This is a genomic window from Acidiferrimicrobium sp. IK (assembly GCF_025499425.1).
GTDB lineage: Bacteria > Actinomycetota > Acidimicrobiia > Acidimicrobiales > Palsa-688 > Acidiferrimicrobium.
Map to the genome: position 1 here is coordinate 242,451 of NZ_JAIMCB010000008.1, position 12,185 is coordinate 254,635.

Consider the following 12,185-nt stretch of genomic DNA (forward strand, 5'->3'; position numbering starts at 1 on the left):
AAAGGGTGTGACGGCAGCCGGCCCTCCCGGCGACGCGAGCAGCGCGGCCCGGGCCGGGCGGTTGTCATGTGGGGAGCGAAGCGGAGACGAGCCGGTCGCGCTCCGCGGCGAGGCGGAGGGCCTGCGCGGCCGGGTCGAGGGCGAAGGATCCGTCGCGGCGCAGCAGGTAGCCGAACTCGTGGCTGCCCGGGTAGGCGTCGGGCGCCAGCATCCCCTCGAGCACCCACGCGTGGCGCTCGTGGCGGACCAGCCAGTCGAGAAGCTCGAAGAACGCCGGCTCGTCCCAGCAGTGGGCGTGCACCGACCGCTGGCGGTGCCAGCGCAGCTGGCGCTGGCGGCGAACCCGCGCCGCGGTGCCGGCGCCGAGGACCAGCTCGCCGGTGTGGAGCAGGAACTCCTGGACGTGGTCCAGGCCGACCCGCTCGACGTGGCTTCGGTACTCGTCGACGACGTGACCGAGCGAGGTCGGGGTTCGCCCGGCGTCGAAGGTCCGCAGCCGGTTGGGGACCAAGATGAGCAGCAGGCCGCCGGGGGCCAGGACCCGATAGGACTCGGCGACGAGGCGCAGCGGGTTGGCGACGTGCTCGACGACGTGGCTGGCGACGACGAAGTCCTCGCTCTCCGAGCGGACCGGGCCGAGACCCTTGCGGTCGACGTCGAGGCGGACATCCACCGAGATGAACGCCTCGTCGCGTCCGAGCTCGGGGAAGAGCCGGTTGGCGTACCAGGACCGGTAGCGGTCCACGAAACGGACCCGGCATCCTTCTGGGAGCTCGGCGAAAGGCTGGTGCCCTGGGCCGATCTCGATCCCCGCTCCCGACAGCGGCCGGGCCAGGGCGCTGAGCGCCTCGTGCCGGTCGGCGAAACTGCCGGCGTGGGCCGCGACGCTCATGGTCGGGAGCGTACCCGGGTCGCCTGGCGCCGGCGGGGAGGCGCCCGGCCCGGGAGCGCAGGGCACGTCAGGCCGGGCGGGCCCGGCTCCGGGCCCACTCGAGCGTGGCGAGGAGACCGTCGGGCAGAGAGGTCCACGGCTTCCAGCCGAGATGGATGGCGGCTCGGGCCGGGTCCAGGCTGCTGCGGGCCGGTTCGCCGTCGCGGGGCGGGCCGTAGGCGACGGGCTGCTCGACGCCGGCGGTCGCCTCGAGCGCCCGGCACAGCTCCACGACGCTGGTCTCGGTCCCGGTGCCGATGTTCATGAGCAGCCCGCTGCCGCGCGCTGCGGCCCGGGCGAACGCGTCGACGACGTCGTCGACGAACACGAAGTCGCGGGTTTGGTGCCCGTCGCCGAAGATCGTGCAGCGCTCCCCGGCCAGCAGGCGGGCGGCGAAGGTCGCGACCACCCCGGCTCCGGCTCCCGGGTCTTGCCGGGGGCCGTACACGTTGGCCAGCGCCAGAGCGGTGAACTCCAGGTTGTGCAGCTCCCGGTAGGCGAACAGGTAGTCCCCGACGGCCTTCTTGGCCACGCCGGCAGGGCTGAGCGGCTGTTGGGGATGGGACTCCTTGACCGGCAGGGCGCCGGGGGGCGGGTTGCCGTAGATGGCCCCGCCGCTCGACGCGTACACCACCTTGGAGACCCCGGCCCGCCGGGCAGCCTCGAGGACCTGGATCGACCCGAGGATGGTGACCTCCGCGTCGAGGACCGGGTGGGCGAGCGAGGCGCGCACGTCGGGCCGCCCGGCGAGGTGGTAGACGACGTCGGGCCGCCGCCGTCCCATCAGCTCCACCAGGTCAGGCGAGCGGACGTCGAGCTTTTGGAACGTGAACTCCTGGCCGCCGGTACGGGCGTTGGACAGGTTCAGCAGGGAGCCGGTGCTCAAGTCGTCGATGACGTCGACGGCGTGACCCTCCGCCAGCAACCGGTCGACCAGGGTGGACCCGATGAACCCGGCCCCCCCGGTGACCAGGGCCCTCACGGGGCCGGCGCCGGGACCAGCCTGGAGGTGACCGTCTCTCCGGCGGCGACGGCCACCGACTCGCCGAGGATCGACCCGCCGCTCACCGTGGCTCCCGGCCCGACGTGGGCCCGCCAACCGATGATCGAGTCGCGCACCGTGGCGCCGGCTCCGACCGTCGCCCCCTCGAGGAGCACCGACCGGCTGACCACCGCGGCGCTGCCGATGCGGGCCGCCGCGCCGACGACGCTGGCGGTGACCTGAGCGGACGCGTCGACCGCGGCGGTCGGGTCGATCGGCGTCTCGCCGGCCCGGTCCAGGTTGACCTGCAGGTAGGTGGCGGGCGTGCCGGCGTCGACCCATGGCGCGTCGGAGGCCATGGCGAAGAGGGTTCGCTCCTCCACCAGGGCAGGGAACGTCGTGCGCTCGATCGACACCGGGCCGCCGGGCGCGATGCGGTCGAGTACCGACGGCTCGAGGACGTAGGTGCCGGCGTTGATGAGGTTGGTCGGCGCCTGGTCGGCGGGCGGCTTCTCGATGAACGCGGTGACCCGCCCGTCGGCGTCGGTCGGGACCACCCCGTACCGGGAGGGGTCTTCTACCGGGGTCAACGCGATGGTCGCCGCCGCCCGCCGGGCCCGGTGGAAGGCGATCAGCGCGGTGACGTCGAGGCCGGTGAGCACGTCGCCGTTGACCACCACGAACGTCTCGTCGATCCCGGCTCCCCGGGCCGCGAACGCGATCGCGCCGGCCGTGTCGAGCGGTTCGTCCTCGACCGCGTAGTGCAAGCTGACGCCCCCGCAGCGCCCGTCTGGGTAGGCCTCGACGAACACGTCGGGCCGGTACCCGAGCGAGAGGACCACGTCGGTGATCCCGTGAGCGGAGAGGTGCTCGAGGACCCATTCGATCATCGGTCTCCCCGCCACCGGCAGCATCTGCTTGGGGGTGGCGAGGGTCAACGGTCGCAGCCGGGTCCCCTTGCCCCCGACGAGGACCACGGCCCTCACGGCTTGACCGTGGTCGCCGTCGGGTTGGTGGTCGCGGTCGTCGTGGCGGTCGTCGCCGGCGCCGTCGTGGACGTCGTCGCCGGCTTCGTCGTTGCGGTGGTCGGCGCCGTCGTGGCGGTCGTGGGCGCGGTGGTGGCGGTGGAGGGCGCGGTGGTGGAGGTGGTCGTCGAAGCCGCCGCGGCCTTGAGGGCGTTTTGCACCGCAGCCGGCGGGGCCGGGATCGAACCCTTGTCCGCCGCGGGCACGAACGCGACGGTCAGCATCTGCTGGTCCTCGAGCAATACGTTGGTCGGGTTCTGCTTGAGGATCGTCCCGCTCGGGTCTCCGGCGTACGCGAACTGCTTGACGTAGATGTGGGCGGCCTTGCCGTCGCAGGTGTCGCCGTCGTGGTAGAGGTGGCCGCCGGGCACCTGCAGCTCGGCGGCGTTGAGCTTCATGCCGACCGAGCTGGCGAACTTGCCGAGCGTCGCGTTCTTGCCGGCCGCCGACTTCACGTACGGGTGGATCCGGATGACGCCGTCACCGTTGGTGGTGATGCCCACCGGGTCCTTGGTGGTCTTGATGTTGGGCACGAACTTGCCGCACTCGTACACCGCGAACGCCTCGTTCCACGGCGTGCCGCCCACCGTCGGCGGGACGGTGCCGGCGCCGGCGATCTGGCTGTTTCGGTGCTCCCTGCTTACAACGGTACCGACCAGGCCGAGGACCACCACCAGGGCGATCACGCCGTAGTAGGACCAGGGTGTGCGGCCGCCGGATGTGCGACCGCCACCGGTCCCAGCAGCCCGCGCCACCTTTTTACTCGAAGAGGCCTTGCCCATAGCGCCGAGCAGGCTACTGGGCCTGGACAGGCGGCACCGACCGGGCCGCGCCGATCTTGTGCTGCGCGCAGCTGAGGGCCAGCCGGGCGGCCAGACCGACCGCGACGACGGGAAGCGCCAGCCGCTTGGGGCCTTCGGTGGAGCGCCACGCGAAGCGCCACATGGACTGGTGGTGGGCGGCGAGCATCCGGTAGGGGTGCTGGTTGGCCGACACGCCCTGCACGTGGACCACCTCCGCGGCGGGCTCGTATCCGACCGCCCACCCGGCCTTGGACGCCCTCCAGCACAAGTCGACGTCCTCCAGGTACATGAAGTACGCCGGGTCGAAACCCCCGAGGCGGTCCCACACCGTCCGGCGGATGAGGAAGCACGCCCCTGACACCCAGTCGACCCTGGCCGGCTGGGAGTGGTCCCAGTCAAGCAGCCGGTACCGGCGGGTGAAGGGGTTGCGCGGCGCTACCCCGCCGAGCAGCCCGTGGCCGATGGCGTCCACCATGTCGGGGAAGGTCCGCGCCGAGGGGTACAGCGACCCGTCGGGGTTGAGGATGCGGGGACCGACGATCCCCAGGTCGGGTTCGGCGTCGAGCCGGGCCCGGAGTGCCCGCAGGGCGTGGCCGCCGACGACCAGGTCGGGGTTGGCGATCACCAGGTGGTCGGCGTCCAGGGCGGCGGCGGCCAGGTTGGCGGCCTTGCCGTAGCCCAGGTTGGCGCCGGTCTCCATCCAGGTGGCGTCCGGGTCGGCGCCGGCGACGACCGCGGCGGAGTCGTCGGTCGACCCGTTGTCCACGACCACCACCCGGGTGGCGCCCGCGGCGCGCAGGCTGGCGAGGCAGGGGCCCAGGTGCCCGGCCGCGTTGTAGTTGACGACGACCGCGTCGAACCCGGCCTCCGGGCCGGTCCCGCTCACGCCAGGAGCGCGGCCACGGTGCGCTCCAGCGGCTCGTGGTGCTCCGCCAGCAGCGGCACGCCGCTGAGGCGCAGGGCGGCGTTGTCCAGCACCGAGTTGCGGGGGCGGGGCGCCGGGCGGGGAGGGTCCAGTTCGGCGGTGGTGATCGGCTCGATCATTCCCGGGTCCCGGCCCGCGGCGGCCACCACGTCACGAGCGAAACCGAACCAGGTGGTGGGTCCTTGGTTGGTGACGTGGAACAGGCCCGGGCGGCGGTCGACGCCCAGGCGGTAGATCATGCCGGCCAGGTCGTCGGTGAACGTCGGGCAGCCGTGCTGGTCGTCCACGAACCGCAGCGGCCCCCCGCCGGCGGAGAGGCGCAGCACGGTCTTGACCATGTTGGCGCCGTGCACCCCGCAGACCCACGCGGTGCGGATGACGGCCGCGCCCGGCGCCCCGGCCAGCACTTCCTGCTCGCCGGCCAGCTTGGAGCGTCCGTAGACCGACGCCGGCGCGGTGGGATCCCACTCGGTGTAGGGGTCGTCCTTGGTCCCGTCGAAGACGTAGTCGGTCGACACGTGGACCAGGTGGGCCCCGACCCGGGCGGCGGCCTCGGCCAGGTGGCGGGGGCCGAGGGCGTTGACCCGAAACGCCCGGTCGGGGTCGCTCTCGCAGGCGTCGACCGCGGTCCACGCGCCGGCGTTGACGATCAGCTCCGGGCGCCAGCCCGTGACCGCGGCGAGGACCGACGAGCGCTCGGCGAGGTCCATCTCGGAACGGGTCGCGCCGAGGACGTCGTGGTGGCCTGGGCGGCCGAACGCGGCGAGCAGGTCGGTGCCGAGCTGGCCGCCGGCCCCGCTGACGAGGACCTTCACGCCGGGCCGGTTGTCACTTGGCGCCCTGGGCGGCCTTCAGCGGCTCCCACCACCACCGGTTGTCGCGGTACCAGGCGAAGGTCGACTCGAGCGCCTCGTCGATGTGGCGGGTCCGCTCCCAGCCGAGGGCCCGGGCCTTCGAGCAGTCGACGGAATAGCGGCGGTCGTGGCCCAGGCGGTCCGCGACCCGCTCGATGCGGTCCTCGCCGGCGCCGGCCAGGGCCAGCAGGCGGCGGGTCAGCTCCAGGTTGGTGAGGAGGCTCTCGGCACCGATGTTGTAGATCTCGCCGGGCTCGCCCCGTCGCAGCACGGTGTCGACCCCGGCGCAGTTGTCCTCCACGTGCAGCCAGTCGCGCTGATTGAGCCCGTCGCCGTACAGCGGGACCTTGCCGCCGTCGAGGAGGTTGGTGGCGAAGAGGGGGATGACCTTCTCCGGGTACTGCCACGGGCCGAAGTTGTTGGAGCTGCGGGTGATGAGCACAGGCAGGCCGTAGGTCGACCAGTAGGACCGGGCGATGAGGTCGGACCCCGCCTTGGACGCGCTGTAGGGGGATCGGGGGTCGAGAGGGTCCGACTCGAGCGAGTCACCGACCTCCACCGAGCCGTACACCTCGTCGGTGGAGATGTGCAGCACCCGGCCGATCTCGGCCTCCCGGCACGCCCGCATGACCACGTTGGTGCCGACGCAGTTGGTGACGGAGAACGCGTCGGGCCCGGTGATCGACCGGTCGACGTGGCTCTCCGCCGCGAAGTGCACCACCGCGTCGTGGCCGGCCACGGCCGCGGAGAACGCCGCATGGTCGCAGATGTCGGCGTGCACGAAGCGGTACCGCGACCCGTACGTCTCCTCGACGTCGGCCAGCGTCGACAGGTTGCCTGCGTAGGTGAGCGCGTCGTAGACCGTCACCTCGTCGTCGGTGTTGGCCAGGACCCAACGCGTGTAGTTGGACCCGATGAAACCGGCGCCGCCGGTGACGAGGAGTTTCACGGAGGCGGAGGCTACCGGCTCGGGTCGCGGCGTCTCAGGTCGGCGACAGATCATCGAATTTGATGATGCGCCATGGCAGCGCGGAGAGGACCCTCGTGTTCGATACGCGACATCAATGCGCGACAGCGAGGAGAGAGAAATGGGTAAGGGCAGATTCTCTGCGAAGGGGCGGGTTGTGCGGGTGACCGCATTCTGCGGGGTGCTCGCCGGCTCGGCGGCTCTGGTCGGGGCCGCGGCATCGGGCACCGGCGCCTACTTCAGCGACAGCCACACCGGGACCATCCAGGTCTCCACCGGCCACATCCGGGTCGCCCCCACCAGCAGCTTGAGCCTCAACTACAGCGGTCTACTCCCGGGGGACTACCAAACCAACACCATCACCTACCAAGCCCAGCCGTCGTCGGGGACGGAGGACATCTGGATGGTTTTCCCCTCTAGCGGCGGCTACCAGAAGTTCACCGGTGCACCCACAGACACTGGCGGAGGTGGTCTGGGCCGGTACGGGTTCTTCCAGGTGAAGGGCGTCCATGGCCTCGGTTTCGTATCGGGGAACCTGGCCTACCCCCGTAGCACCGACAAAACCCCTGCGGTGTGCGCGACCAACGCCAACGGTGACGGCGGCAGCGCCACGACGGCGGCGAATAAGACGAACCCCCCGCCGCCCTACTGCCCGGTGCCCCAAGCCATCCTGCTCGGCTCCAACCTACCGGGCGGCTACAACGGCAGCGCCACGGTGACCTTCGGCTACACCGGGCTGCTCACCGGGCCGCAGGACGCGCCTTCCACCCCGCTGGTGGGCTTCCAGATCGTCGCCACCCAGCACGGCATCGCCCCCGGCGATCCCAACAACAGCGGACCCGGCCCGTTCGGTGGTCAGCAAGGCAGCTAACGCACGGTTCGGGGGTGGCGGGCGGCGAGACTGACCTCGCCGCCCGCCACCCGCCCGATTAGCAGCGAGGAGCAGAGGTGGCCAAACGCATCGCCGGGGCAGCACTCGTCGTGTTGTTCCTGTCCGTCGCCGGAGTGGGAGGAACCCTTTGGGCGCGCGGCTACCGGGCGTTCATCATCCACACCGGATCGATGTCCCCAACAATGGCCTCCGGAGGGCTGGTCATCGACCGGCCGGCCTACGGCCGTGTGGAGCCCGGTCAGGTCATCACCTTCCGCCATTCCGACCTCACGAGCGACGTGGTGACCCACCGGGTGGTCGGGCTGACCAACGGGCTGATCCTGACCAAGGGCGATGCCAACAGAACCGCAGACCCGTGGCAGATCCGGCCATCACAGGTCCGCGGCGAGGTCGTGACCTACATACCCTTCGCCGGCTACGCCTCGGCGTACTTCAAGCAGCCCACGGGAGCGTTGTCCTTGCTCACCGCACTGCTCGGCATAGCCCTGCTCTGGGACCTGTTCTTAGGTGCGCCGTTCGACACCAGGGAAGAGGAGCCGGTCCCAGCCCCCGCCGGGGCGTGAAAGAAACCGGCGATTACGCCAGGTCCACGTTGCAGTGGTCGCCGAGCATCAGCCGGGTGGCCCGGGGCCGCTGGTCGCTGCGTCCCACGCTCACGTGGTAGCCGAGCAAGGAGTCCTCGATGCGGCCGGCGTCGACGACGGAGGTTTCGCCGAGCAGGACGGAGTGCTCGATCTCCGAGCGTTCGATCCGGCAGTTGGCCCCCACCGCTGAGAACGGGCCGACGAAGCTGTCGCGCACGACGGTGCCGGCCCCGATGACCGCCGGGCCTCGCACCGTCGAGCGCTCGATGCGGGCGCCGGCCTCGACCACGACCCGGCCGTCGATGCGGGACTCCTCGTCGACGTCACCGTCGAGGCGCTGCTCGATCGTCTCGAGGATCAGGCGGTTGGCCTCGAGCAGCGGGGTCAGCTTCCCGGTGTCGATCCACCACCCTTCGAGGATGTCGCTGTTGACGCCGTAGCCGTGGTCGATCAGCCACTGGATGGCGTCGGTGATCTCCAGCTCGCCCCGCGGTGACGGGCTGATCGCGGCGACCGCGTCGTGGATGCGGGCGTCGAAGAGGTACACCCCGACCAGCGCCAGGTCCGAGGGAGGGTCGGCGGGCTTTTCCACCAGGCGGACCACCCGGCCGAGCCCGTCGAGCTCCGCGACTCCGAAGCGGTGCGGGTCGGGGACGTGCTTGAGCAGGATCTGCGCCGCCGGCGCGTCGGACGCGCCCCCGCCGAGGGTGGGGTTGCGGGCCGCGACCCGCGCCGCCTCGAAGGTGTCGACGAAGCCCTGGAGGCTTTGGCGCAACATGTTGTCGCCCAGGTACATCACGAAGTCGTCCTCGCCGAGGAAGTCCTTGGCGATGAGCACGCAGTGGGCCAGGCCGAGCGGCGCGTCCTGCGGCAGGTAGGTGACCTCCAAACCCCAGGCCGAGCCGTCACCGACCGCGGCGCGCACCTCGTCGGCGGTGTCGCCGACGATGATCCCGACCTGTTTGATGCCAGCGGAGGCGATCGCCTCCAGGCCGTAGAAGAGGATCGGCTTGTTGGCCACCGGCACCAGCTGCTTGGCCCGGGTGTGGGTGATCGGCCGGAGCCTGGTACCGGCGCCGCCTGCCAGGATGAGAGCCTTCACCTACGGGATGCTACTGGCCGGGCGCCCCGCCAGGACCGGCGGCGCCGCGCAGGTGGATCACGTCGCCGGCGGACACCACCGTCGCCGGGCCGCCCCCGTCGGGCGCGACGACCAGGCACCCGGAGTCGTCGACCGCGGTGGCGACGCCGGTCAGGACCCCACCGGAGAGCTCGACGCGGACGCGCCGGCCGATCGTGGCGCACGCCTCCCGGTAGGCGACGGCCACGCCGTCCCAGTCCCCGAGCAGCCGGTCCAGCCGCAGGAGGAACGCCCCCAGCAGCTCGTCGCGCCCGACCGGGTGGCCCGCCGCGGCGTCCGCGGTGGCCGCTCCTGGCGGCGCGTCGCTCAAGTTGAGGCCCATCCCGACGACCACCGCGCCGCTGACCGACTCGGCCAGGATCCCGGCGAGCTTGGCGTCGCCGACGAGGAGGTCGTTGGGCCACTTGAGGTCGGGGGCGAACCCCCCGACATCAAGGCAGGCGTCCCTGGCGGCGATGCCGGTGGCGGCGGTCAGCAGGTGGTAGCGGGTGGGCGGCAGGCCGGCGGGGCGGTGCAGCACCGAGACGATGAGACCCGAGCCGGGCGGTGCCTCCCAGGTACGGCCGAGGCGGCCGCGCCCCGCCGTCTGGTGGTCGGCGACGACCACCAGGCCGTCGGCGGCGCCAGCGTCGGCCTGCTCGCGCAGCCACCGGTTGGTGGAGTCGATCTCCTCGAAGTAGCGGATGTCACCGAACCTGGTGGTGGCCGCGAGGTCGGCGCGGGTTCGCTCGGCAGGACGCATGCTGACAGACTGCCTTCTCGTGCTGAGCAAGGTCTTGATCGCAAACCGGGGAGAGATCGCCGTCCGGGTTATCCGGACCTGCCAGGAGCTGGGGGTGGCCACCGTGGCCGTGTACTCCGACCTGGACCGCGACGCCCTGCACGTCCGCATCGCCGACGAGGCGTACGCCCTGGGGGGCCAGACCGCCGCCGAGAGCTACCTCAACACCGAGAAGATCCTCGAGATCATTCGGCAGTCGGGGGCCGACGGCGTCCACCCGGGATACGGGTTCTTCTCGGAGAACGCCGATTTCGCCCGGGCGGTGACCGACGCCGGCGTGACGTGGATCGGGCCGCCGCCCGAGGCCATCGAGGTCATGGGCGACAAGATCAGCAGCCGCCTGGCGGCGCAACGTGCCGAGGTGGCCGGCGTCCCCGGCACCACCGAGGTCATCCAGGACGCGTCCGAGGTGGTGGCGTTCGGCGAGGCCAACGGCTGGCCGATCGCCATCAAGGCCGCGTACGGCGGCGGCGGCCGGGGCATGCGGGTTGTGCAGTCGGCGGCCGAGGCCGCCGGGGCGCTCGAGTCGGCGCAGCGCGAGGCCGAGAAGGCGTTCGGTCGCTCCGAGAGCTACATGGAGCGGTACTTGACCTGGCCCCGCCACGTGGAGGTGCAGGTCTTCGTGGACAGCCACGGCAACGGCGTCTACCTCGGCACCCGCGACTGCTCCGCCCAGCGGCGCCACCAGAAGCTGATCGAGGAGGCGCCGGCGCCCAACATCCCCGAAGAGACCCTGAAGGCCATGGGCGAGAGCGCCGTCCAGGTGGCCCTCGCCTGCGGCTACCGCAACGCCGGCACCGTCGAGTTCATCTTCCAAGAAGGCGACTTCTTCTTCCTCGAGATGAACACCCGCCTCCAGGTGGAGCACCCCGTCACCGAACAGGTCGCCGGCATGGACCTCGTCGCGCTGCAGCTGCGGGTGGCGTCGGGGGAGCCGCTCGGCTTCTCCCAGGAGGACGTGACCCTCACCGGCCACGCCTTCGAGGTGCGGGTCAACGCCGAGGACCCCGCCGGCGGCAAGTTCCTCCCCTCCCCCGGCCCGGTGACCCGCTTCCGCAAGCCCGACGGATACGGCGTGCGCACCGACGCCGGCTACGACGAGGGCGACGTGGTCAGCCAGTTCTACGACAACCTGGTCGCCAAGATCATCGTGTGGGGTCCTGACAGGGAGACCGCCCGCCGGCGCATGCTGCGGGCGCTTCGCGAGACCGAGATCGAGGGCGTCGCCACCACCATCCCGGCCGACATCGCCATCATGGAGCACCCCGACTTCATCAACGTCACCCACTCCACCAACTGGGTGGAGACCAAGCTCGACCTCTCCGGCGTGTCCGGCCCGGCTCCGGCGCCGGCGCCGGAGGGCGACCCGCTGGTCCAGCGCGACGTCGACGTCGAGGTCAACGGGAAGCGCTTCAAGGTGTCGATGTGGGTGCCCGAGTCGGCTCCCGTCGCCGCCGGTGGCGGCGCCAAGAAGCCGGCCCGGCCCCGCCCGGCCGGCGGCGCAGGCGCGGCGGCCGCCGGCAGCGGCCAGATCGCGGTGCCGATGCAGGGCACGATCGTGAAGGTGCTCGTCGCGGTGGGCGACACCGTGGACGTCGGCCAGCCCGTCACCGTCCTCGAGGCGATGAAGATGGAGAACAACATCACCTCCGACGTGGCCGGCACGGTCAAGGAGATCAAGGTCGGTCCCGGCGACAGCGTCGGCGCCGGCGATGTCGTCGTCGTCATCGGCGCCGACTAGGCCGGGGCGTGGACCTCTTCGGCAGGCGGTTCCTGGCCCGCCTGTCGCTCCAGCTGCCGCTGGCCGAAGGCGAGCAGCTGCTCGACTACGACGTCGGCACCACTCGCCCCTACGGGCTGATGCCGCCGCCGTTCCCCAACCAGTTCCCCGAGAACGGCCGAGTCCAGATCGCGATCAGCGACCTGGCCCTGTACTTCCGGGTCGAGTCGCGCACCTACAAGGGGGAGGTGGCCCGGATCCCGTGGGAGCGGATGGCCACCTTCGGGGTCGACAAGGCCGAAGGCAAATGGAAGCGCTGGTCGCTCAAGGGCCAGATGTTCAGCGGTCTGCCCCTGCAGGTGTCGCTCACCGGGCGGCCCCGCCCGACGATGGTGGCCGCCCTCGCCGAGCTGATCCCCTCAGAGGACGAGCACTAGGACTCGGGCGGTCCGCCCCACTAGGACACTGTTGAACAACCCACGTTTTCCGGGTTCAGCGACTCGGGTTCACGAGCGAGGGGCATCCGGGTGTGACTGACCGACGAACCGGTCGTTGTGAGCGCCGTTTTGTGGGCGTGGTG

At 71.5% G+C, this 12,185-nt stretch carries 13 protein-coding genes; 4 read left to right on the forward strand and 9 right to left on the reverse strand.

The window, feature by feature from the left end:
• Positions 1–64 precede the first annotated feature (64 nt).
• From K6U06_RS15115 to rfbB, 7 genes are all read right to left on the reverse strand, one after another.
• On the reverse strand, positions 65–892 hold the full coding sequence (locus K6U06_RS15115; protein ID WP_262322778.1) for a class I SAM-dependent methyltransferase: 828 nt from the start codon (positions 890–892) through the stop codon (positions 65–67).
• 67 nt (positions 893–959) lie between these two features.
• On the reverse strand, positions 960–1,913 hold the full coding sequence (locus tag K6U06_RS15120) for an NAD-dependent epimerase/dehydratase family protein (protein ID WP_262322779.1): 954 nt from the start codon (positions 1,911–1,913) through the stop codon (positions 960–962).
• Positions 1,910–2,899, reverse strand: a complete 990-nt coding sequence (locus K6U06_RS15125) for an NDP-sugar synthase (protein WP_262322780.1) — start codon at positions 2,897–2,899, stop codon at positions 1,910–1,912. Before K6U06_RS15125 ends, K6U06_RS15120 begins: the two co-directional genes overlap by 4 nt.
• A complete protein-coding gene (locus tag K6U06_RS15130) occupies positions 2,896–3,720 on the reverse strand; it encodes a hypothetical protein (RefSeq protein WP_262322781.1) in 825 nt (274 codons plus the stop codon). The genes K6U06_RS15125 and K6U06_RS15130 overlap by 4 nt, the downstream gene beginning before the upstream one ends.
• Positions 3,721–3,733: 13 nt before the next feature.
• Positions 3,734–4,627: a glycosyltransferase family 2 protein gene (locus K6U06_RS15135; protein WP_262322782.1), complete on the reverse strand. Its 894-nt coding sequence runs from the start codon at positions 4,625–4,627 to the stop codon at positions 3,734–3,736.
• Complete coding sequence (gene rfbD, locus K6U06_RS15140) at positions 4,624–5,481, reverse strand: dTDP-4-dehydrorhamnose reductase (protein WP_262322783.1); 858 nt, start codon at positions 5,479–5,481, stop codon at positions 4,624–4,626. The genes K6U06_RS15135 and rfbD overlap by 4 nt, the downstream gene beginning before the upstream one ends.
• 13 nt (positions 5,482–5,494) lie before the next feature.
• Positions 5,495–6,469: a dTDP-glucose 4,6-dehydratase gene (rfbB, locus tag K6U06_RS15145; RefSeq protein ID WP_262322784.1), complete on the reverse strand. Its 975-nt coding sequence runs from the start codon at positions 6,467–6,469 to the stop codon at positions 5,495–5,497.
• Between the two features lie 175 nt (positions 6,470–6,644).
• On the opposite strand from rfbB, the gene K6U06_RS15150 reads away from it, so the two are divergent.
• Entirely contained in the window at positions 6,645–7,358 is a 714-nt protein-coding gene (locus K6U06_RS15150; protein WP_262322785.1) for a hypothetical protein, read from the forward strand.
• Positions 7,359–7,435: 77 nt separating this feature from the next.
• Positions 7,436–7,942: a signal peptidase I gene (locus K6U06_RS15155; RefSeq protein WP_262322786.1), complete on the forward strand. Its 507-nt coding sequence runs from the start codon at positions 7,436–7,438 to the stop codon at positions 7,940–7,942.
• 13 nt (positions 7,943–7,955) lie between these two features.
• Here K6U06_RS15155 and K6U06_RS15160 read toward each other — a convergent pair whose 3' ends face one another.
• Both K6U06_RS15160 and K6U06_RS15165 read right to left on the reverse strand, forming a co-directional pair.
• Complete coding sequence (locus K6U06_RS15160) at positions 7,956–9,065, reverse strand: glucose-1-phosphate thymidylyltransferase (protein WP_262322787.1); 1,110 nt, start codon at positions 9,063–9,065, stop codon at positions 7,956–7,958.
• Between the two features lie 10 nt (positions 9,066–9,075).
• On the reverse strand, positions 9,076–9,846 hold the full coding sequence (locus K6U06_RS15165; protein WP_262322788.1) for a biotin--[acetyl-CoA-carboxylase] ligase: 771 nt from the start codon (positions 9,844–9,846) through the stop codon (positions 9,076–9,078).
• Positions 9,847–9,865: 19 nt separating this feature from the next.
• On the opposite strand from K6U06_RS15165, the gene K6U06_RS15170 reads away from it, so the two are divergent.
• Together K6U06_RS15170 and K6U06_RS15175 are read left to right on the forward strand one after the other, a co-directional pair.
• Complete coding sequence (locus tag K6U06_RS15170) at positions 9,866–11,626, forward strand: acetyl/propionyl/methylcrotonyl-CoA carboxylase subunit alpha (RefSeq protein WP_262322789.1); 1,761 nt, start codon at positions 9,866–9,868, stop codon at positions 11,624–11,626.
• An 8-nt stretch (positions 11,627–11,634) separates the two neighbouring features.
• Positions 11,635–12,042, forward strand: a complete 408-nt coding sequence (locus K6U06_RS15175) for a hypothetical protein (protein WP_262322790.1) — start codon at positions 11,635–11,637, stop codon at positions 12,040–12,042.
• Positions 12,043–12,185: the final 143 nt, after the last annotated feature.

Excerpts from the sequence above, each read along its gene's own strand:
- K6U06_RS15115 (WP_262322778.1), bottom strand. The coding sequence starts at position 892 with ATGAGCGTCGCGGCCCACGCCGGCAGTTTCGCCGACCGGCACGAGGCG.
- K6U06_RS15130 (WP_262322781.1), bottom strand. The coding sequence starts at position 3,720 with ATGGGCAAGGCCTCTTCGAGTAAAAAGGTGGCGCGGGCTGCTGGGACC.
- K6U06_RS15165 (WP_262322788.1), bottom strand. The coding sequence starts at position 9,846 with ATGCGTCCTGCCGAGCGAACCCGCGCCGACCTCGCGGCCACCACCAGG.